This is a genomic window from Enterococcus sp. DIV2467a (assembly GCF_050532945.1).
Lineage (GTDB): Bacteria > Bacillota > Bacilli > Lactobacillales > Enterococcaceae > Enterococcus > Enterococcus faecalis.
In genome coordinates this window covers 2,105,077-2,125,532 of sequence record NZ_CP172896.1, presented here as the reverse complement: position 1 = coordinate 2,125,532, position 20,456 = coordinate 2,105,077, and the positions used below count along the sequence as shown (strand labels likewise).

Genomic DNA, 20,456 nt, shown 5'->3' with positions numbered 1-20,456 from the left:
TTTCTTGTTTATTGCTCAAGTTGACCGCGGTCACGGTACCAGTTATCTGGTTGCCATTCCCAAGTAAAGCCATCTTTTTCTAATAAGTCGAAGGCAGCTTGCGGGCCCATTGTGCCAGCGGCATAATTAGGGAAAGAAACGTCTGTTTTATCCCAAGCATGTCGAATAATGTCAACAATGCGCCAAGATTGGGCAACTTCGTCCCAATGAGAGAAGTTTGTACTATCGCCATTTAGGCAGTCTAATAGAAGTTTTTCGTATGCTTCTGGACTATTTTCAGTCATTTCAGCACTTTGACGGAAATCAAGTTTCACTGGAGTTGTATTGAACCCTTGACCGATTTCTTTTCCATTTAAGGTTAATGAAAATCCTTCAGTTGGTTGGATATAGATAGTTAAAACATTCGGTGGTAAATCGGTTTTATCGCATTCTTCACACGTATCATCTTTGAAGACATTAATAGGTACTTGTTTAAAGACGATGTTAATACGTGTGCCTTTTTCAGTTAATCGTTTACCTGTGCGAACATAGAAAGGGACGCCAGACCAACGGAAATTATCAATTAAAAATTTACCAGCAACAAAAGTTTCAGTGGATGAAGTTTCTGCCACATTTGGTTCATCACGATAGGCTGCGAATGTTTGATCAGCTAGCTGACCTTCGCCGTATTGTCCACGCACGAAATTTTGAAGGGCTTCTTCTTCAGAATAAAGGCGGATGGCACGTAAAGCTTTTACTTTTTCAGTCCGAATTTCTTTTTCAGAAAAGGCAACAGGAGGCTCCATAGAAAGCAATGCAACGACTTGTAAAATATGATTTTGAACCATATCTTTTAGTGCGCCACTGTGGTCATAATAGCCGCCACGATCCTCGACACCTAAGCTTTCAGCGAAGGTGATTTGGACATTATCAATGTAACGATTGTTCCATTGTGATTCAAAAATATTATTGGCAAAACGAATGGCTGAAATATTTTGGATCATTTCTTTGCCTAAGTAATGGTCAATTCGGAAAATATCTTGTTCAGGAAATGCAGCACGAATTTCTTCATTTAATTCGTAGGCAGATTCATAATCAGAACCAAATGGCTTTTCGATAATTAGACGATCAAAGCCTTCTTCCGAAATAATATGTTGTGATTTCAAGTGATTAACAATGGTTCCAAAGAATTGAGGGGCCATAGCTAAATAGTAAACATGATTGCCTTCTAAGTGGTATTGTTCATTTAGGCGATCAGATAATTCTTTTAAGGTATTATAATGTTCCGTATCATTCACATTATGTGATTGGTAATAGAAATGACTAGAAAATTCAGTTGCCTCTTCGGCCGTAGGATTTAAGTCTTGAATGGTTTCACGAACGATTTCACGATAGTATTCGTCTGTCCATTCCCGACGTGCGGTACCAATCACCGCAAAACGCTCAGCTAATAATCCTTTTTTATATAAGCGGAACAGGGAAGGATACAATTTACGTTTGGCAAGATCACCTGTCCCCCCGAAAATAGTAAATAATGCTACTTTTTCATTCATTAGTTTTCCTCACTTTCTCTAATCAACGGCTCAACAAAAATTGTGTTTGCTGCTTTAAAGCTGACGGATAGCTCTTTGTTTTCATTATAAATGGTGATCGGTCCTTCATATGCAGCAATTTCTTTAATCGTATATTCTTCTTGAATATTTAAATCAATGGAAACTAAATAATCCAGTAATTCTTTTTCGTCTAAGACACGTGCAATCCGAATTTTTGTGCCAACAGGGTAGTCTGTTAACGTTTGGCGTTTCTCCTCATGAATGGGTTGATTATCTTCGGGAATAACACCACCGTGTGGACAAAATTCTGGATGATTTAAATAATCCGCTAAACGGTTCACAAGCGTCTGTGAAGTAACATGTTCTAAAACTTCTGCCTCTTCGTGCACATCATTCCAAGTGTAATTTAAGTGCTCTACTAAAAAGACTTCCCAGATTCGGTGTTTGCGAATTAACGTACTCGCTTTTTTTAAGCCTTTTTCAGTTAATTGTACCCCTTGATAAGGAGAATGCTCAACCAAATCTTCTTTTACTAACTTTGAAATCATCTCACTAACCGAAGCTGCCGAAACATCGAGTCCAGAAACAATTTGTTTATTATTCACTTTAACTTCGTCGCCACCTAATTCAAAAATTAATTTTAAATAGTCTTCGCGATTTGGTGTCATAGGGGCTCATCCTTTCAAAAAAACATCATCCTAAGTTTATCAGAAAAAGGCGCATTTGACTATTTAATAATATTCAAGTTGTAAGAAAACTTTCTGAATGCTTTTGCAAGGGATGTAAAAAAATAAATCACCCACTGCACATACTTCATTTTATGTGTCGTGGGTGATTTATTAATTGTAAATGGCCCGTTCTAGTGTGTAGGTTTCGTCGTCGGCTTCATCGTAAAGCGTCGCAGGGACACCATTTTCACATTGAATGATTAAATGGTAACCTAACTTGTCTAAGATAACTAAGCGTTTAGGGGTTAATTCAACAAGCAAGGCATGCGTTTGTTTGCCATCAATGAAAACATTGAAAGATGAGGTGATTTCTAAGGTGTGTTGCGTGGCTTTCTTCACGTCTACAAACCACCAATGTCCAGTATAGTTGTGTTGAAGCTCCTGTGGGGAAGGGAGCTGTTTATTTTTTTTCCAGAGGATAGAGCCTGCTAATCCAGTAAGTAAAGATGCACCAACCAAGAAAGTCCAATGTTTTTTCAAAGAAATTCCTCCTAACCTTCATTTTCATTTATTCGTCTTCGTCACCTTTATTATATAGAACTTGTCTAAAATATTCGACTAAATCGCTGAGAATTGACAAATATTTAATGATTGACACAAGATAGTAAAATTGTTGGTTTTGGTCTATACTTTTCCTTGTTTTTTTATGGTATAGTGTGTAAGAAAGGAAGTCTGTGTATGAAGTACCCGAATGTCCAACTTGCTTATTTTATCGAACGACCCAATCGGTTTATTGCACACTGTCGTTTAATGGAAACGAATGCAGAAGTAATCACACATGTCAAAAATACTGGCAGAGGGAAAGAAGTTTTTTTACCAGGTGCTGTTGTGGCGCTTAGTTATCAACCATCGCCTAAAAGAAAAACAGATTACGATTTGATTGCAGTAAAAAAAGGTTCTTTTTGGATTAATATTGATAGCCAAGTACCGAATACATTAGTCAATGAAGCGTTAAAAAATGGTCAAATTGTGCTTCCTGGTTTAGTTGGTACGATCCAAACTGTTAAACGTGAGCAACGATTTGCACATTCAAAATTTGATTTTCTAGTGGAAACGGATGCGGACGAACAAGCTTTTGTCGAAGTGAAAGGCATGACTTTAGAAAATAAAGGCATCGGTGCTTTTCCTGACGCGCCAACACTTCGTGGCTTGAAGCATGTCACTGAACTAATGGCTGCAACTAAAGCGGGTTACCGCTGTTACGTTTTGTTTGTGGTCCAATTTGAAGAAATTAAGCAAGCAACGATTCACCAAGAGATGCAACCTGCCTTTGCTGAAAATGTGGGTGCTGCAATTGATCAAGGTGTGCAAGTCCTTGCTTACAATTGCCACGTAACACCAGCAACGATTGAACTTAAGTCACAGGTAACCTTTGATTTATTACAGGCATTTGATGATCCTAATAAATAACTTGAAGAACTCCTAGCGCATTAAGTCAGGGTAATTACGTGACTTTTGTACGAGAGATTACTATTATAAAGAGAGTAAATAAACAAAAAATGGAGGTTTTTGATTATGATACATTTAGGCGTAATTGGTACCAATTGGATTAGTCATCAATTTGTTGCAGCAGCTTTAGAAACGGGTGCGTACGATTTAACGGCTGTTTATTCTCGGAAACTAGCAACGGCACAAGAATTTGGTTCTCGCTATGGGGATGTGGAATATGCAATTGATTTAGAGACGTTTTTTGGTATTGCACATATGGATACGGTTTATATTGCCTCACCAAATTCATTACATTTTGAACAAGCGAAACAAGCAATTTTAGCGAAAAAAAATGTAATTGTTGAAAAACCAGCTTTTTCAACACCTGATGAGATGGCAGAAATTATTGAATTAGCGAATAAAAATCGTGTGTATTTCTTTGAAGCGGCCCGTAATATTCATGAGCAAAGTTTCCAAAAAATTGCTGAATTATTGCCATTAAAAAACCAAATTTTAGGTGCGAATTTTACGTATATGAAATATTCTTCTCGCTATGATCAAGTATTAGAAGGCAAAGAGCCAAATATTTTTTCTCCTCATTTTTCTGGGGGAGCCTTAGCAGATTTAGGCGTTTATTTAGTTTATGCAGCCTTGGGCTGGTTTGGCGTACCAAACGAAAGCCATTATTTTGCTAGTAAAATTGCGACAGGTGTCGATGGCTTAGGAACAATTATTTTACGATATGATCAGTTTGACGTGACGTTAAACACTGGGAAAATTAGTGATTCTTTTGCGCCATCCGAAATTTACTTTGAAAACGGGACCTTGATTTTAGATAGTGTCAATGCTATTTCTTCGGCTGAGTACCATGATCGCGCACATGAAGAACGTGATGTCTTAGATATTCAAGTAGCCGATAATCCAATGATTGAAGAAGCCCGTGATTTTGCAGCAGTTTTAAATAACCCAACAGATAAGTATTGGGGCACCAAGTATGAAGAATGGGTTGAGCTTGCTCGAAATGTCAATAAAGTAGTCACTGATTTACGTCATAGTGCCGGCATTATTTTTGATGCTGATAAATAAGAATTAAGCGATAGGAAAGGAACAATATGAGATTTTTAGAACAACTTCCAGAGGCTTGGCAAGAACAGTGGCAAGCTTCTGGCTTTAACGAACCATCAACAATTCAAGAAAAAAGTTTTACGCCCCTTCGCGAAGGAGAAAATGTTTTAGGAATTTCGCCGACAGGAACTGGAAAAACACTTGCTTACATGCTGCCTTTACTCTTAACTGTTGAAAAAGGACAGGGAAATCAATTGTTGATTATTGCTCCGTCTCAAGAATTAGCTATGCAAATTGCTGAAGTTGCTCGGACTTGGGCTAAGCCACTTCAATTAACGGTTCAAACGTTAATCGGCGGGGCAAATGTTTCACGCCAGATTGACAAGTTAAAAAAACGTCCCGAAGTGTTAATCGGAACACCAGGTCGAATTTTAGAGTTAATGAAGAATAAAAAAGTCAAAGCTCAGTTGTTAAAAACAATCGTAATGGATGAAGTTGATCAACTTTTCCAAGAGGAAGAGCTAAGTTTAACCAAGCAAATTTTGACACACACACCAACCGAATACCAACTTGTTTTTTATTCAGCGACTGCTGATCGTGTCGTGAATCAAGCGCAATCTTTAAGCCAAAAATTACAGATGATTGATGTGACGGAAGAAGATACTTCAGCAGGTCAAGTCGCCCACTACTTTATTCGGTTAGCACCAAGAAAAAAAGCTGATTACTTACGTCGTTTGGCCCATACAGAAGCATTCAGAAGCATGGTCTTTTTCAATCAAGTTGCTGATTTAGGTGCAGCAGAAGAAAAATTAGTTTATGAGAATGTGCCAGCTATTGGTCTGGCTTCAGATCAAAGTAAACAGTTGCGTAAATTGGCGATCGATCAATTTAAAGCAGAACGAGTGAAGTTGTTATTAACCACGGATATTGCGGCACGGGGCTTAGATTTCACAGGGGTCCCTTACGTCGTAAACGTAGATGTTCCTTTAACCGAAGAGAGCTATATTCATCGTTCTGGTCGCGTTGGCCGGATGGGTGCACAAGGGGCAGTGATTACGTTTATCAACGATGTCACCAAAAGGGATTATCAACGTTTGATGAAACAATTGGCCATTCCTTATCAGGAAATCTTTTTATATGATGGTGCACTTCATGAGCAGCCAAAAGCCAAAGATGAACTAGAAAAAAAGAACGTAGCCAAAGATACGTATTCAGAAAAAAAGAGTACGAAAGAAAGAAAACCAGAAACAGTAAATTCTGTTGTCAAAGAACCACAAGAAACACGCAAAAAGAAGAAAAACAAAAAGAAAAACACGAAAAACAAAGGAGCTCGTAAAGCGAAGAAATAACGCTTTACGAGCTTCAAGCAGAACGTTGTATCGAGGAGGATTCCATGAAATCTCGGAAGGAAGAAATCTTAGCGTTACTTCAAAAAAATGAAACTGGCTTAACGGCAGGAGCGGTAGCAGAACAGTTAATGATTGATCGCAGTAATGCCAGCCGTTATTTAAATGAATTATTCAAAGAAAAGAAAATTACTAGAAGTACTGGACGTCCTGTTATCTATTCAGTGCCAACAATCAATGAAGGAGAACAAGTCCATGTAGATGAGTCCACCTCTGTTAGTTTTGACACATTAGTAGGTGCCAATGATTCTTTAAAAGTGAGTATTCAGCAGGCTAAGGCGGCTATTTTATATCCACCAAGAGGTTTGCATACGATTATTTTTGGGAAAACAGGAACAGGGAAATCTCTTTTTGCTGAATGTATGTACCGTTTTGCCATTGATTCAAAAACCTTAGATGAAGATGCCCCTTTTGTCTCTTTTAATTGTGCTGATTATGCACAAAACCCACAATTATTATTTGGTCATATCTTTGGCGTAAAAAAAGGCGCCTATACTGGTGCGAATGAAGATAGTCCAGGCTTAATGGCAAAAGCAGATGGCGGGATTCTCTTTTTAGATGAAATTCATCGTTTACCGCCAGAAGGTCAAGAAATGCTCTTTACGTTTATTGATAAAGGCGTGTACCGTCCATTAGGAGAAAGTGGCCAAACCTATGAAGCCTCTGTTCAAATTATTGGTGCGACAACGGAATCCTCAGAAAACTTTTTAACCACTTTTAATCGGCGGATTCCGATGTCGATTACATTACCATCTTTAGATGCACGGACGCTAGATGAGCGTTATGCCATCATTTCGTTATTTATTCAGCAAGAGGCAACACGTTTGGGCCAACAAATTGATATCGAACGCGAAGCAGTTTTGGCGTTCATGTTATACGATGCAGAAGGAAATATTGGTCAGGTGAAGCGGGACTTAAAATTAGTTTGTGCTAAGTCATTTCTTTATTATCGGACGCACAATTTAGAACACTTGGTTATCCGTAAACGGGATTTGTCGTTACCTGTCCAAAAAGGATTATTAAAAATTAAAGAAGTACCTGAGCGCTTGGATCAATTTGTCGACAGTAAAAGTAATTATTTATCTTTCCAACCAGGTACCAACAAAATTGTTTGGTCGCAAGATCCAGCTAGAGACATGCAAGTTTACAATGAAATCGAAGAAAAAGTCGCTGATTTGTCTGAAGCTGACTTAGAAAATGTTGATTTAGAAGAATTGATTTCCAAAGATATGAATGCGTATTTTAAAAATTATGTCGAAGAATTAACCCAACATTCTTTACATAAGGAGTTATTACCAGAAGCTATTTGGGACTTAACGAATCGTCTTTATGATATCGCAGAAGAGCGTTTGGAACACACGTACAACGAAACAGCACGCTTTGCCTTTGCGCTTCATTTACAAAGTACGATTGAACGTGTCAAAGAAGGTCACGTGATTGTCCATCCTGATTTAAATAATGTCCGTAAAAATATGAAAAAAGAATTTCAAGTAGCCTTAGATTTATCTTCTATTATTGAAGAAGAGAACAACATAGAGATTCCTTTCGATGAAATTGGCTTTATTAGTATGTTTTTATCTATTAATGTCGGTAAAGAAGAAAGAACTCCAGAAAATAATGTTGGTGTGTTCGTCTTAATGCATGGGGATTCTACTGCCTCAAGTATGTTGAAAACCGCCCAAGAACTTTTAGGAACGTCAATCGGAACAGCGATGAATATGCCGTTAACGATGGAAGTTCAAACAATGTATGAACAATTACGAAATCAAGTAATTACGCAAAAAGAATCGTTAAATAATGGGATTTTATTACTGACGGATATGGGTTCATTAAATTCGTTTGGAAATATGTTGTTTGAAGAAACAGGTATCCGAACGAAGGCGATTACAATGACGAGCACAATGATTGTCTTAGAAGCTATTCGAATGGCAAGCGTGGGACGAAGTTTAGAGGACATTTACCAAAATATTCAACTTTCTTTTGAAAGCGTTGTGAGAGAACAATTTCGCTCTAGTCTGCAAAAACGTCAAAACGTAAAAAAAGCAGTAATCGTGACGTGCTTTACAGGAGAAGGGGTCGCCGCAAAACTATACCAACGAATCTTACCAGTTATTGATGAAACAAAAGTGGAACTGATTCAAATGCAATTTATTGAACGAGAAACGTTTAAAAAGCATATCGACAACTTGATGGAAGAATATGAAATTAAGGCCATTGCGGGAACTGTGGATGTTGAATATCAAAATATTCCCTTCTTTTCCGTCTATGATATTTTTGATGATGAAAAATTAAATGTACTGAAACGGATTGCTAGTGATGAAGTGGCGATTGATACAATTGTTCATTCACTAAGTGGCGTCATTACTTCTGTGGACTCCTTACAAAAATTAATTCTCATGTTACAAAAAACAGTTCATCAAATACAAACAGACATGCATATTATTGTTGAACCAGGGGTGGATGCCGGAATCATGATTCATTTGGCTTTTCTGGTAGATGCTTTAATTAAAGGAGAAGAAGCAAGAACTTTTCCAAACTTAGCGGAATATGTTAAAACACATCGTTTAGAAATCGATGTCGTACGCACGAATTTTATGTTAATTGAACGGGCGTATCGTGTGACGATCCCGGAAGCAGAAGTTGCGCATGTTACCCAAATGTTTTTAGAAAATGAAATTAAAAGTAAACAATAATAAATAAAAAAACATCAAGAAATGAGAAAACGCTCTCTTTTTTCTTGATGTTTTCTTTTTGTAAGTTACACACAATTTCATGTGTGTAAGCGTTTTCTTTTAGTGTGTGCACGCTTTTTTCGATGACAAAAGCTGTTATATCAGTATTTTAATGAGGAAAAAACTTGGCACAATTATTGCTATAAATAAAGTGTATAACGTCATAACTTTTAAGGAGATGAAGAAAAAATGGCAAAAAAAACAATTATGTTAGTTTGTTCCGCAGGAATGAGCACGAGTTTATTAGTAACAAAAATGCAAAAAGCAGCAGAAGATCGTGGCATGGAAGCAGACATCTTTGCAGTATCGGCTTCTGAAGCAGATACAAACTTGGAAAATAAAGAGGTGAATGTTTTACTTTTAGGTCCACAAGTTCGTTTCATGAAAGGGCAATTTGAACAAAAATTACAACCAAAAGGGATTCCTTTAGATGTAATTAACATGGCAGATTATGGCATGATGAATGGCGAAAAAGTTTTAGATCAAGCAATCTCATTAATGGGATAAGGAATTAAAACGTTTAGGAAAAGTGAATAGCAAACAAGGATAGTGCATGTTACCAAAGGTTTTATTTTGTACGCTCGATTCATTCGTTTAATAAGGCTACTGCCTTTTTAATAAATATAAATGGATACAGGAGGAATAAAAATGAACGGATTAATGGCATGGATGGAAAAATATATCTTACCAACTGCCGCAAAAATTGGTGCACAGAAACATCTGGTGGCACTAAGGGATGCTTTTATTGGTACATTACCTGCGACAATGGCTGGATCAGTCGCCGTAATGATTAACGCAATTATTCGAGATCTTCCCCAAGAGTTTGTCTCAACTTATGCGGCAAGTTTGGAAGCAGACAAAGGTATTTTTGCAGTATTGAATGTCATCATTGGGATTAATGGTTTTGTTTGGAATGGTACATTGGCTATCGCTGGTTTGATTTTCGCTTTTTCTTGGGGCTATAACTTAGCGAAAGCATACAATGTGAATGAGCTAGCTGGTGGGATTGTCAGTTTAGCTACCTTAATTTCAGGTGTTGCTTTTGCACCAAATAACACAGCTGAATTAGCTGTGAAAGTGCCAGAAAAGATTGCCAACGCAATTAATGGGGCAGAAATTGGTGCGTCAATTGCTAATAATCAATTGACTGTCAATCCATGGGGTTGGTTAAATCTCAACCATCTAAATGGTAACGCTTTCTTTACAGTGATGATTATGGGCGCTTTATCAACCATTATTTTTTGTAAATTAATGCAAGCGGATTTAACAATAAAAATGCCTGATTCTGTACCACCAGCAGTTTCAAAAGCGTTTGCGGCAATTTTACCAGCAACAATCGCATTGTATGTCGTAGCAATTATTAACTTTACGGTGTCAAAACTTTCAGGCGGTCAATTATTAATTGACTTAATTCAAAAATATATCGCGGAACCGTTCCTTGGCTTATCACAAGGACTAGGTGCTGTGTTAATCGTAACAGTTTTTGTTCAAATTTTCTGGTTCTTTGGTATTCATGGGCCAAACGTTTTGGCACCAGTTCTTGAAGGAATTTGGGGACAAGCACAATTAATCAATATTGATATTTTCCAAAAAGGTTATGAAGGAAAAACAGGAACAGCTGCGGTTTTAGCCGCTATTGACGACGGTAAAGCCTACATGTGGGTCCGTGGTTCGTTTGATGCTTTTGCTTGGTTTGGTGGTTCAGGCGGTACAATTGTCCTAATTATTGCAATCTTGTTATTCTCCAAACGAGCAGATTATTTAACAGTCGGTAAATTATCATTAGGACCTGGGATCTTTAATATCAATGAACCGATTATGTTTGGTTTACCAGTTGTTCTGAATCCAATTATGTTTATTCCATTTGTAATTGCGCCATTAGTTGCTACTACAATTGGCTGGGTTGCAACGTATCTTGGGCTAGTCGCCCCAGTTTCTCAACAAGTCGCATGGGTGACACCGCCGTTGCTATTATCTTTCTTAGCGACAGGTGCTGACTGGCGCGCACCAATCGTAGCGTTGGTATGTATGGTAGTCACTTTCTTGATTTGGACACCGTTTGTTATCGCTGCTAACAAAATGGATCCTGCATTAGGCGAAAGTGAGCAATAGGCAATAAAAACAGCAATTACTTGTATAGAAAGGAGCGAGCGGCATGATTTCGATTGCAAGTGCAATGAAGCAAGAGGAAATTATTACTTTACTAGAGGCATATCAAGGGGAAAATGAAACATTTACTTTTAAAGAAAAGAATGGTATTAAGTTATTTTTTGAAGTTGAAGGAGACCCTGAAACTGCTGCACAAGTTGCAAAACAGCTGATTAAGGAACAACCTTGGGGTGGCGTTTTATATTTCCAAGCAACGGTAGTCTAAAAAGATAGGATGGATGAAAATGATTAGAAATGGATTATTTTTATGTAGTATTGGCTTCTTGATTGTTTTGTATTCGTTGAATCCCAGCTCCTTAAACTATGATTTATTAAGTCTGACAACGGGGATTTTTTTCATTGGACTTGGTGGTTACCTGTTTTTTAAAGGAAAAAAAGTTGCTGAAGAAGAGGCGACAAAGGATGAGGTGAAACGGTAATGGAAATTACGAAAACATTAACTATTTCAGCAGATGAATTTTACACGCAATTAATGAATTCTGTTATTTTTGATATCCGTAAGCAAACAGGCAAAACTCTTACAAGAAAGCAGTTGCGTAAGTTTGAATATATCAAAGAATATAGTAAAAATAGTCGCGCGAAAATAGTTATTGAAGAAGCTGTAGAAAATAAGACCTATCAATTTCGAACATCCACAACTAAAAATGATTTCTCGGTGCGGTATGAGCTCCAGCCAATTGATGAAAAAAGCTGTGAACTGCGTTATACAGAAACAATGGTTTCTTATGGGGCGTTACAAAAACTGAATGATGCAGTATTAGGTATCTTTTTAAGTTATTTTAAAAAGAAACAGTTTTATAAAATGCTTAAAATGATGGAAACTGCTTAAAGGGAAAAAGCGGCTTTTGTCCAGTTGATTCTCTTCAGCTTTAGAAAGTGAGCGATGAGTCGTTTCGACTTATCGCTCACTTTCTTTTGTTGCCCTATTATTTTGGAAACGCACACAAAAAAGCTGTGTGTAATCGTTTTATTTTTAGTGTGTACACGCTTTCTATATCAAGAAATGTTGGCATATCAAGGTTTTTAATATGTTAAAACTTGGCACGCTTCTTGCTTATATAAAGGTGTAAAGCAAAACAAAGAGAATTTAGGAGATGAAGGAAAATGGCAAAAAAAACAATTATGTTAGTTTGTTCCGCAGGAATGAGCACAAGTTTATTAGTAACAAAAATGCAAAAAGCAGCAGAAGATCGTGGCATGGAAGCAGACATCTTTGCAGTATCGGCTTCTGAAGCAGATACAAACTTGGAAAATAAAGAGGTAAATGTTTTATTATTAGGCCCACAAGTTCGTTTCATGAAAGGGCAATTTGAACAAAAATTACAACCAAAAGGGATTCCTTTAGATGTCATTAACATGGCGGACTATGGCATGATGAATGGCGAAAAAGTTTTAGATCAAGCAATTTCATTAATGGGATCATCAAACTAGAGCAGAAAATGGGGTAGAGGTAATGGACGGACAACAGAACTTAGAAGCAATCATGGGTTTAATCATGTATGGCGGAAATGCTAAAAGCGATGCAATGGAAGCGATTGCCGCAGCAAAATCGGGGGATTTTGAATTAGCAGACAAAAAAATTGCAGATGCAGAAGAATCACTTGTACATGCACATCATTCGCAAACAGGAATGTTAACAGAAGAAGCAAAAGGCAATAACATGCAAGTAACATTGTTAACAGTGCACAGTCAAGATCATTTAATGACTGCGATTGCATTTACAGATTTAGCAAAAGAAATTATCGATCTTTATCGTCGTATTGATAACGAGTAATCTCGTTGTCAATGCGTCTTATAAGAAAAACGCGCTTGAGAAAGCGTTAATTAGGAGGAATAACAATGGACGGATTTGTTCAATGGATGGAGAAACACTTTATGCCGAAAGCGTCAGTTATCGCAGCGCAACGGCACTTGGTAGCAATTCGTGACGCGTTTGTCGTAACGATGCCATTAATGATTTTAGGGGCTTTGGCGGTATTAATTAATAATATTCCAATTCCAGGATATGAGGACTTTTTAAACAAAATTTTCCCAATGATGTATAACGATGCACCAATTTGGAAAAGCTTTGGTGGTAACATTTGGAACGGTACATTCGCAATCTTTGCCGTTTTAGTAGCCTTTTTAGTAGCACACAATTTAGTTAAATCTTATGGAAAAGACGGCATTGCAGCCGGTACAGTTTCTGTAGCTTCATTCTTCGCAGTTGGCGGCTTAGAAGGCATGGGCGCAACTGGATTATTTATTGCTTTGATTATTGCACTTATTTCAGGAGAACTATTCCAACGTTTATCTGGCAATCCTAAATTAGTTATCAAAATGCCTGATGGTGTACCACCAGCAGTAGCAAAATCATTTGCGGCATTATTACCAGCAATGATTACAATCAGTTTATTTAGTTTAATTACATCAATTCTATTTGCTTTAGGAATTGACAATATCGTTATTTCATTCTATGAAGCAGTTCAACAACCATTTATGGGACTTGCAAACAGCTACCCATCAGCATTATTGTTAGCTTTCATTACACCATTCTTATGGTTCTTTGGTTTACATGGTGCCAACATGGTTGACCCATTAATGCAAACAATCAACGTACCAGCGATTGATGCGAACATTAAAGCTTTAGAAGCAGGTAAAGCAATTCCTTATATTGTAAACAAACCTTTCTTTGATTCATTTGTAAACTTAGGTGGAACAGGGGCAACATTAGGTCTGTTAATTGCTATCTTTATCGTAGGTCGTCGTAACAAACCATACAAAGTCATTACAAACTTAAGTTTAGCACCAGGACTATTTAATATTAATGAACCAGTCATGTTCGGTTTACCAATTGTTTTAAACCCAATTATGTTTATCCCATTCATTTTAGTCCCAATGGTTCTTGTAACTGTTGCGTATGTGGCGACAGCAACTGGTTTAGTACCAGCTGCAACCTTTATGCCACCTTGGGTAACACCACCAATTATTGGCGGATTTTTAGCAACGAAGAGTATCGCCGGCGGAGTTTTAGCAGCTGTTAACTTATTGATTTCTATTTTGATCTACATGCCTTTCGTAAAAGTAGCAACAGATCAATACTTGAAACAAGAAGCAGCCGCAGAAGCAGCTGAGTAAAAAATCGAAGGATTGAATCGTCCGGACTCTTACGGAGGGTTCAATCCTTTTTTTAATGATTAAATCGTAAAGGAGCAAATAACATGAAATATCAATTTCCAGAAAATTTTTGGTGGGGTTCTGCAGCCAGCGGTCCTCAAACAGAAGGCGTTTTTGAAGGTGATGGTAAAGGTCAAAATATTTGGGATTTTTGGTATCAAGAAGCGCCAGAAAAATTTTTTCAACAAGTCGGTCCAGATAAGACCTCACAATTTTATAAAAAATACCAAGAAGATATTCAGTTAATGAAAGAAACGGGACATAACTCTTTTCGAACATCCATTCAATGGAGCCGTTTAATTCCAGATCCTACAACAGGAAAAGTCAATCAAACAGCAGTTGATTTTTATAATCAAGTCATTGATGATTTATTAGAACGAGGGATTGAGCCCTTTATGAACTTGTATCATTTTGATATGCCGATGGTACTTCAAGAAAAAGGCGGTTGGGAAAGCCGTGAAGTGGTTGATTTGTATGTTGACTTTGCCAAAACCTGTTTTGAATTGTTTGGCGATCGCGTGAAAAAATGGTTTACGCACAATGAACCAATTGTACCAGTTGAAGGTGGTTATCTCTATGGCTGGCATTATCCTGATAAAGTGAATCTAAAAGAAGGGATTCAAGTACTCTATCATGAAGCTTTAGCTAGTGCCAAAGCGATTGCCGTCTATCACTCTATGAACTTATCAGGTGAAATTGGCATTATTTTAAACTTAACGCCGACTTATCCTCGTGATGAGCACAACGAAGCCGATGTAAATGCGGCTAAATTTGTCGATGGTTTCTTTAACCGTTCGTTTTTAGACCCGGCTGTTAAAGGTCATTTTCCAGAAGATATGGTTGCTTGGGCGAAAGCAAATGACTTATTGCCAGAAACAACGCCAGAAGATTTAGCAATAATTGCTGAAAATACTGTGGACTTATTAGGAGTAAACTACTATCAACCACGTCGTGCCAAAGCAAAAGAAACACCTGTTGAAACACGACCAGAAGGCTTACTTCCAGAAGATTTTTATGATGTCTACGATATGCCTGGCAAAAAAATGAATCCTTACCGTGGCTGGGAAATCTACGAAAAAGGTATTTATGATACATTAATGAATTTAAAAGAAAATTATGGCAATATTCGCTGCTACATTTCAGAAAATGGCATGGGCGTAGAAGGAGAAGAACGCTTTGTCAATGAACAAGGAGTCATTGAAGATGATTATCGGATTGAATTCGTGCAAGATCACTTGAAATGGGTGCACCAAGCGATTCAAGAAGGTAGTAATGTTCAAGGATATCATATGTGGACGTGTATGGATAACTGGTCTTGGCTCAATGCCTATAAAAATCGTTATGGCTTCATCGCTGTGGATTTAGATGATGACGCGAAACGGACCATTAAGAAAAGCGGTCGTTGGTTCAAAGAAATGACAGCAAATAACGGCTTTTAGAAAGAGAACCGTTTCTGTGATAAAATGAATTGATACAATGTGCGAGGAGGAAAGAAAATGACAACTAAAAGAGTCAAAAAAATGGGCAAAGAAGAAATGAAAGAGATGTTTGATCTTGTCATCTATGCTTTTAATCAGGAACCCACGGCGGAACGCCAAGAACGTTTTGAAAAATTGTTGTCACATACGCAAAGCTATGGCTTCCTAATTGATGAGCAATTAACAAGTCAAGTGATGGCGACACCTTTTCAAGTGAATTTCCATGGTGTCCGCTATCCCATGGCTGGAATTGGCTATGTGGCTTCTTATCCAGAATATCGTGGTGAAGGCGGCATCTCTGCTATTATGAAAGAAATGTTGGCTGATTTAGCGAAACAAAAGGTTGCCCTTTCTTACTTAGCACCGTTTTCATATCCATTTTATCGTCAATATGGCTATGAACAAACATTTGAACAAGCAGAGTATACAATTAAAACGGAAGATTGGCCACGTGTTAAACGAGTTCCGGGTACCATTAAACGAGTCTCTTGGGCTGACGGTAAAGAGGTCATTAAAGACGTATACCTTGAAAATCAAAGAGCGCACTCTGGTGGTGTGATCCGTGAAACTTGGTGGCTGGATTATACGCTGAATCGTGCAAGTAAACCAAATAATCAAGCGATTTATTATTCGTCAGAAGGGAAAGCAGAAGGCTATGTGATTTATCGGATAGCTGCTGGCACCTTTGAAATCGTAGAATGGAACTATTTAACTAATACAGCTTTTAAAGCTTTAGCTGGGTTTATTGGCTCACATAGTGGTTCCGTTCAATCGTTCCATTGGATTAATGGTTTTGCTGGAAAAGATTTAAATGATTTAATGCCAACGCCAGCAGCTTCTGTAAAAATTTTACCTTACATGATGGCACGAATCGTTGAGTTACAAACATTTCTGGAAAAGTATCCATTTCAATCAGGAGAAAAAGAAACGTATTCTTTAGAGATTGAAGATTCCTATGGGCCATGGAATGAAGGCATTTGGACAATCACAATTGACGAACAAGGAAAAGCAACAGTGACTAAAGGTGCTGCGGAAAAAGAAGGGACTGCTGCTTTGAAAGCAGATATCCAAACGTGGACGCAACTATTCTTGGGCTATCGTTCAGCAGAGACGTTATCTTTTTATGAACGCTTGCAAGGAGACGCAACGACAGCTCAACGTTTAGGCCAACGTTTAGTCAAAGGCATGCCAATTTTAGAAGATTATTTTTAAAAGTGTGTTTATTCGCAAAAAATGACAGAACCTACTATAATAAAAATGTAAAAAGAATTATTTTAGAAAGGTGATGGGGACAATGGCGAAAACGAAACAAGAAAAAGTTGCACGCAATAATAAAATTGGGCAATATATAGCTATTGCGACAGGACTTTATTATTTAGGAAAAATGATTCTTGATCGGCGGCAAAAAAAATAATAGATAAACGAACGACGTGTTTCACTGAAAGAAAGTATCTCGCATAATTATTTATGCAGGATACTTTCTTTTTGTCTATTGACAGATGTAGTGAAGACTTCTAAAATTAAAACAGATTGTTCTCGTAGCTCAGTAGGATAGAGCAACCGCCTCCTAAGCGGTAGGTCGCTGGTTCAATTCCAGTCGGGAACGTAAAAAGGCAAGCAAATTTAGGGGGGAAGACAGATGGCGATTACTATAAATATTTATTATAGTGGGACAAATGGACGTGCAAGAGAATTTGCCAAAGAAATGATTGCCAGCGGAATTGTAGAGGCAATCCGTGCAGAAAAAGGGAATAGTCGCTATGAATACTTTTTTCCAATGGACGATGAAGAAACAGTTCTGCTGATTGATAGTTGGACAGATCAGGAAGCATTAGACAAACACCACGCTTCTCCAATGATGACCCGTATTACGGAACTTAGAGAAAAATATGATTTGCATATGAAAGTAGAAAGATATGTATCAGATGTAACAGACCCCTTGACAAAAGATGCTGCGTTTATAAGAAAATAACCAGAGTACAATCATTGATCTTAAAATTTAGTGCTAGGAACATCAAGCGTTTCGACTGATGTTCCTAGCACTTTTTATCTTGTAAGGATGAATCATTTGTTACACACGTTAAATTAAAGAAGGACCATTTGTTCTTCAGTCACAGCCGGTTCGGTTAAAATTTTGGCTTGGGCAGCTGCGAGTTTCGCAATAGGTACCCGATAAGGTGAGCAAGAGATGTAGTTTAGGCCAAGTGTTTGGAAAAATGTGATGGATTGCGGATCACCACCGACTTCTCCACATACGCCGATACTCATGTTTGGTTTAGTACGACGCGCTTTCTCTACAGCTAATTGAATCAGTTGACCAACACCTGTTTGATCTAGTGATTGAAACGGATCTTGGGTAATGATTTTCTTTTCCCGATACGTATTAATGAATTTACCGATATCATCACGAGAAAAACCATAGGTCATTTGTGTTAAATCATTTGTTCCAAAGCTGAAAAAGTCTGCTTCTTCTGCTAACTGATCCGCAATCAGACAAGCTCTAGGTAGTTCAATCATTGTCCCGATTTCGTAAGGGAAAGGAGTCATTTTATGTTCTTCAAAGAGACCGTCAATCGTTTCTTTTAAAATGCGTTTGAGATAGAGAAGTTCTTCTTTTTCGGCGATTAGAGGAATCATCACTTCTGGATAAACAGTAATTCCTTCTTTGACTAATCGAATGGCACTAGTAAATAAGGCTGTAACTTGCATTTTGTATATTTGTGGTTGGGTCACACCTAAGCGACAACCACGATGGCCCAACATTGGATTGGTTTCTTGTAACCGTTCAATTTGTTTGGCGATGGTCACCGGGAACCGTTGTAGTTGCTTCGCCAATAATTGAATATCATTCTTTTCATGAGGTAAAAACTCATGCATCGGCGGATCTAACAAGCGGACCACCATGGGTTTGTCTTGAACTACTTTCAGCATTTGATAAAAGTCTTCCTGTTGAAAATGAAGAAGTTGCTCCAACGCATAGGTTGCTTCCTTTTCAGACTCTGCTAAAATCAGGCGACGCATTTCCAAGACACGCTCTTCACCGAAAAACATATGCTCTGTTCGCGCTAAACCAATCCCCGCTGCGCCAAAACGGATAGCAGTCTCTAAATCTTGTGTAGTTTCTGCATTGGCACGAACAGTTAAATCAGCATATGCATCTGCCCAAGACAAGAGCTCTTGAAGGTCATCGTTATTATCAGCAGAAATTGTAGGAATTTCGCCAAGATAAATTTCCCCCGTTGAGCCATCGACGGAAATGATTGTTCCTTCTAAGATGACCTGTGGCCCGCAGTGTAGTTGTTTGGCTTCTTCATTGACGGTTAAACTTTCACAACCAGTCACACAGCAAGTTCCCATTCCTCGTGCGACCACAGCGGCATGAGAAGTCATTCCGCCACGACTGGTCACGATTGCTTCGCTTACAACCATGCCTTCAATATCTTCTGGTGAAGTTTCTTGACGAACAAGAATGACTTTCTTTCCTAGATTGGTCAGTTCTTTGGCTTTTTCTGCTGTAAAAACAATTTGGCCACTTGCTGCACCAGGACTAGCAGGAAGTCCCATAGCTAAACGTTCCATGTGTTGTCGTTTCTCTTGATCAAACACGGGATGAATTAATTGATCAATCGTATCAGGTGTCACACGCAACAGTGCTTCTTGTTTAGTAATGCGATTTTCTTTGGCTAAGTCTAAAGCAATTTTAACCGTAGCTGCGGCGGTTCGTTTCCCGTTTCTTGTTTGTAAAATATATAATTTTTCATTTTCAATGGTAAATTCAATATCTTGCATGTCACGATAATGATATTCTAAAAGTTCTGCGTAATGGCGAAAATCTTGATAAACTTTTGGCATAGTCAAACGTAAACGACGAATGGGTTCTGGCGTCCGAATACCAGCCACTACATCTTCTCCTTGCGCGTTCAAAAGAAACTCTCCAAACAGTTGATTTTCCCCTGTGACCGGATTTCTAGTAAAGACAACGCCAGTGCCACTGTCTAGTCCACGATTGCCGAAAACCATTTCTTGAATGTTGACAGCTGTACCTAAATCATGTGCAATATGATGTAAGTTTCGATAAACCACCGCACGTTGATTATTCCATGAATCAAAAACAGCTTTGATTGCTTCAAAAAGTTGTGCGACAGGGTCTTGTGGGAAGACCACATGATATTGTTCGAAAACTTCTTGGTAGCGGACAATCAAGGCGAAATGATCTGCTTCTTGAAAAGCGGTAATTTTTTTGTTTAGCTCTTGTTCCAAGCGCTCTTTTTGTTGGTCAAATAATTCTTTGGGAATGTGATAGACGACGTCTCCAAACATTTGAATAAGTCGGCGATAACAGTCAAAAGCAAAACCAGGAGAGGTTAAGGTCGCAAATTTTTTCACACGTTGATCATTTAAACCTAAATTTAAAATAGTATCCATCATACCAGGCATCGAGAAGGCAGCACCGCTGCGAACGGAAACTAAGAGAATCTCATTGTCCGCGGTAAAAGATTTGCCTGTTTCAGTTTCTAGATTTTTAACCGCTTTCAAAATTTCTGATTGTAAGTGTTCTTCAAAGAAAGTAGCATCTGCCAAATAGTCCATACAGCAACGGGTTGTAATCGTGAATCCTTGTGGAATCGGCAAACCTAAGCGTGTCATTTCTGCCAAGTTTGCCCCTTTACCACCAAGAGTCTCTTTACCTTCATTGTGTGTTTCGTTAAAAGAATAAATAAACTTTTTCATGCGTGACCTCCGTTTAATATGTGTCTTATAT

Annotated in this window: 19 protein-coding genes and 1 tRNA gene; 16 read left to right on the top strand and 4 right to left on the bottom strand. The window is 38.1% G+C overall.

The genetic code is table 11. The annotated features are described in order from the left end of the window. Positions 1 to 8: 8 nt before the first annotated feature. The 3 genes from zwf to IGL80_RS10010 form a co-directional block, all read right to left on the bottom strand. Entirely contained in the window at positions 9 to 1,532 is a 1,524-nt protein-coding gene (zwf, locus tag IGL80_RS10020) for a glucose-6-phosphate dehydrogenase (RefSeq protein ID WP_002358895.1), read from the bottom strand. Beyond that, on the bottom strand, positions 1,532 to 2,200 hold the full coding sequence (locus IGL80_RS10015; protein WP_002358896.1) for a metal-dependent transcriptional regulator: 669 nt from the start codon (positions 2,198 to 2,200) through the stop codon (positions 1,532 to 1,534). The genes zwf and IGL80_RS10015 overlap by 1 nt, the downstream gene beginning before the upstream one ends. A gap of 171 nt (positions 2,201 to 2,371) precedes the next feature. Next, positions 2,372 to 2,740, bottom strand: coding sequence for a DUF4828 domain-containing protein (locus IGL80_RS10010; protein ID WP_002355908.1), 369 nt, complete (start codon positions 2,738 to 2,740; stop codon positions 2,372 to 2,374). A gap of 198 nt (positions 2,741 to 2,938) precedes the next feature. On the opposite strand from IGL80_RS10010, the gene sfsA reads away from it, so the two are divergent. The 16 genes from sfsA to IGL80_RS09930 all read left to right on the top strand — a co-directional run bounded on the left by sfsA (position 2,939) and on the right by IGL80_RS09930 (position 17,666). Next, positions 2,939 to 3,670 carry a DNA/RNA nuclease SfsA gene (gene sfsA, locus IGL80_RS10005; protein ID WP_002358897.1) on the top strand — a complete coding sequence of 244 codons (732 nt, stop codon included), beginning with the start codon at positions 2,939 to 2,941 and terminating at the stop codon, positions 3,668 to 3,670. A 105-nt stretch (positions 3,671 to 3,775) separates the two neighbouring features. Continuing rightward, a complete protein-coding gene (locus tag IGL80_RS10000) occupies positions 3,776 to 4,774 on the top strand; it encodes a Gfo/Idh/MocA family protein (RefSeq protein WP_002355910.1) in 999 nt (332 codons plus the stop codon). Between the two features lie 26 nt (positions 4,775 to 4,800). Then, entirely contained in the window at positions 4,801 to 6,102 is a 1,302-nt protein-coding gene (locus tag IGL80_RS09995) for a DEAD/DEAH box helicase (RefSeq protein ID WP_002358900.1), read from the top strand. Positions 6,103 to 6,146: 44 nt separating this feature from the next. Next, the gene (locus IGL80_RS09990; protein WP_002355912.1) at positions 6,147 to 8,852 is read left to right on the top strand and encodes a sigma 54-interacting transcriptional regulator; all 2,706 of its coding nucleotides are present in this window, start codon (positions 6,147 to 6,149) and stop codon (positions 8,850 to 8,852) included. Between the two features lie 228 nt (positions 8,853 to 9,080). Further along, entirely contained in the window at positions 9,081 to 9,398 is a 318-nt protein-coding gene (locus IGL80_RS09985) for a PTS sugar transporter subunit IIB (RefSeq protein WP_002355913.1), read from the top strand. Between the two features lie 141 nt (positions 9,399 to 9,539). Then, complete coding sequence (locus IGL80_RS09980) at positions 9,540 to 11,003, top strand: PTS sugar transporter subunit IIC (protein ID WP_002364646.1); 1,464 nt, start codon at positions 9,540 to 9,542, stop codon at positions 11,001 to 11,003. Between the two features lie 43 nt (positions 11,004 to 11,046). Beyond that, entirely contained in the window at positions 11,047 to 11,265 is a 219-nt protein-coding gene (locus IGL80_RS09975) for a hypothetical protein (protein ID WP_002355915.1), read from the top strand. Positions 11,266 to 11,278: 13 nt separating this feature from the next. Further along, positions 11,279 to 11,479 (top strand): DUF3188 domain-containing protein, encoded by a 201-nt coding sequence (locus tag IGL80_RS09970; RefSeq protein ID WP_002355916.1) that lies wholly within the window; start codon positions 11,279 to 11,281, stop codon positions 11,477 to 11,479. Next, complete coding sequence (locus IGL80_RS09965; protein ID WP_002355917.1) at positions 11,479 to 11,889, top strand: DUF3284 domain-containing protein; 411 nt, start codon at positions 11,479 to 11,481, stop codon at positions 11,887 to 11,889. The genes IGL80_RS09970 and IGL80_RS09965 overlap by 1 nt, the downstream gene beginning before the upstream one ends. A 275-nt stretch (positions 11,890 to 12,164) precedes the next feature. Next, the gene (locus IGL80_RS09960) at positions 12,165 to 12,491 is read left to right on the top strand and encodes a PTS sugar transporter subunit IIB (protein WP_002355918.1); all 327 of its coding nucleotides are present in this window, start codon (positions 12,165 to 12,167) and stop codon (positions 12,489 to 12,491) included. Positions 12,492 to 12,513: 22 nt separating this feature from the next. Continuing rightward, on the top strand, positions 12,514 to 12,834 hold the full coding sequence (locus IGL80_RS09955; protein ID WP_002355919.1) for a PTS lactose/cellobiose transporter subunit IIA: 321 nt from the start codon (positions 12,514 to 12,516) through the stop codon (positions 12,832 to 12,834). Positions 12,835 to 12,899: 65 nt separating this feature from the next. Next, on the top strand, positions 12,900 to 14,177 hold the full coding sequence (locus IGL80_RS09950) for a PTS sugar transporter subunit IIC (protein WP_002355920.1): 1,278 nt from the start codon (positions 12,900 to 12,902) through the stop codon (positions 14,175 to 14,177). 83 nt (positions 14,178 to 14,260) lie between these two features. Then, complete coding sequence (locus tag IGL80_RS09945; protein ID WP_002358902.1) at positions 14,261 to 15,655, top strand: glycoside hydrolase family 1 protein; 1,395 nt, start codon at positions 14,261 to 14,263, stop codon at positions 15,653 to 15,655. A gap of 57 nt (positions 15,656 to 15,712) precedes the next feature. Beyond that, positions 15,713 to 16,906: a GNAT family N-acetyltransferase gene (locus IGL80_RS09940; RefSeq protein ID WP_002355922.1), complete on the top strand. Its 1,194-nt coding sequence runs from the start codon at positions 15,713 to 15,715 to the stop codon at positions 16,904 to 16,906. Positions 16,907 to 17,226: 320 nt separating this feature from the next. Then, positions 17,227 to 17,300 (top strand) — tRNA-Arg (locus tag IGL80_RS09935). A gap of 33 nt (positions 17,301 to 17,333) precedes the next feature. After that, a complete protein-coding gene (locus tag IGL80_RS09930) occupies positions 17,334 to 17,666 on the top strand; it encodes a putative quinol monooxygenase (RefSeq protein WP_002358903.1) in 333 nt (110 codons plus the stop codon). 113 nt (positions 17,667 to 17,779) lie between these two features. On the opposite strand, the gene ppdK is transcribed toward IGL80_RS09930, so the two are convergent. Continuing rightward, positions 17,780 to 20,425: a pyruvate, phosphate dikinase gene (gene ppdK / locus IGL80_RS09925; RefSeq protein WP_002358905.1), complete on the bottom strand. Its 2,646-nt coding sequence runs from the start codon at positions 20,423 to 20,425 to the stop codon at positions 17,780 to 17,782. Positions 20,426 to 20,456: the final 31 nt, after the last annotated feature.

Bases quoted from the DNA above. Each gene is read 5' to 3' on its own strand.
- IGL80_RS09965 (WP_002355917.1), top strand. From the start codon at position 11,479: ATGGAAATTACGAAAACATTAACTATTTCAGCAGATGAATTTTACACG.
- IGL80_RS09945 (WP_002358902.1), top strand. From the start codon at position 14,261: ATGAAATATCAATTTCCAGAAAATTTTTGGTGGGGTTCTGCAGCCAGC.
- IGL80_RS09930 (WP_002358903.1), top strand. From the start codon at position 17,334: ATGGCGATTACTATAAATATTTATTATAGTGGGACAAATGGACGTGCA.
- IGL80_RS09975 (WP_002355915.1), top strand. From the start codon at position 11,047: ATGATTTCGATTGCAAGTGCAATGAAGCAAGAGGAAATTATTACTTTA.
- IGL80_RS09960 (WP_002355918.1), top strand. From the start codon at position 12,165: ATGGCAAAAAAAACAATTATGTTAGTTTGTTCCGCAGGAATGAGCACA.
- IGL80_RS09950 (WP_002355920.1), top strand. From the start codon at position 12,900: ATGGACGGATTTGTTCAATGGATGGAGAAACACTTTATGCCGAAAGCG.
- sfsA (WP_002358897.1), top strand. From the start codon at position 2,939: ATGAAGTACCCGAATGTCCAACTTGCTTATTTTATCGAACGACCCAAT.
- IGL80_RS10000 (WP_002355910.1), top strand. From the start codon at position 3,776: ATGATACATTTAGGCGTAATTGGTACCAATTGGATTAGTCATCAATTT.
- IGL80_RS09995 (WP_002358900.1), top strand. From the start codon at position 4,801: ATGAGATTTTTAGAACAACTTCCAGAGGCTTGGCAAGAACAGTGGCAA.
- IGL80_RS09970 (WP_002355916.1), top strand. From the start codon at position 11,279: ATGAAAATGATTAGAAATGGATTATTTTTATGTAGTATTGGCTTCTTG.
- ppdK (WP_002358905.1), bottom strand. From the start codon at position 20,425: ATGAAAAAGTTTATTTATTCTTTTAACGAAACACACAATGAAGGTAAA.
- IGL80_RS09990 (WP_002355912.1), top strand. From the start codon at position 6,147: ATGAAATCTCGGAAGGAAGAAATCTTAGCGTTACTTCAAAAAAATGAA.
- zwf (WP_002358895.1), bottom strand. From the start codon at position 1,532: ATGAATGAAAAAGTAGCATTATTTACTATTTTCGGGGGGACAGGTGAT.
- IGL80_RS09955 (WP_002355919.1), top strand. From the start codon at position 12,514: ATGGACGGACAACAGAACTTAGAAGCAATCATGGGTTTAATCATGTAT.
- IGL80_RS09985 (WP_002355913.1), top strand. From the start codon at position 9,081: ATGGCAAAAAAAACAATTATGTTAGTTTGTTCCGCAGGAATGAGCACG.
- IGL80_RS09940 (WP_002355922.1), top strand. From the start codon at position 15,713: ATGACAACTAAAAGAGTCAAAAAAATGGGCAAAGAAGAAATGAAAGAG.
- IGL80_RS10015 (WP_002358896.1), bottom strand. From the start codon at position 2,200: ATGACACCAAATCGCGAAGACTATTTAAAATTAATTTTTGAATTAGGT.
- IGL80_RS09980 (WP_002364646.1), top strand. From the start codon at position 9,540: ATGAACGGATTAATGGCATGGATGGAAAAATATATCTTACCAACTGCC.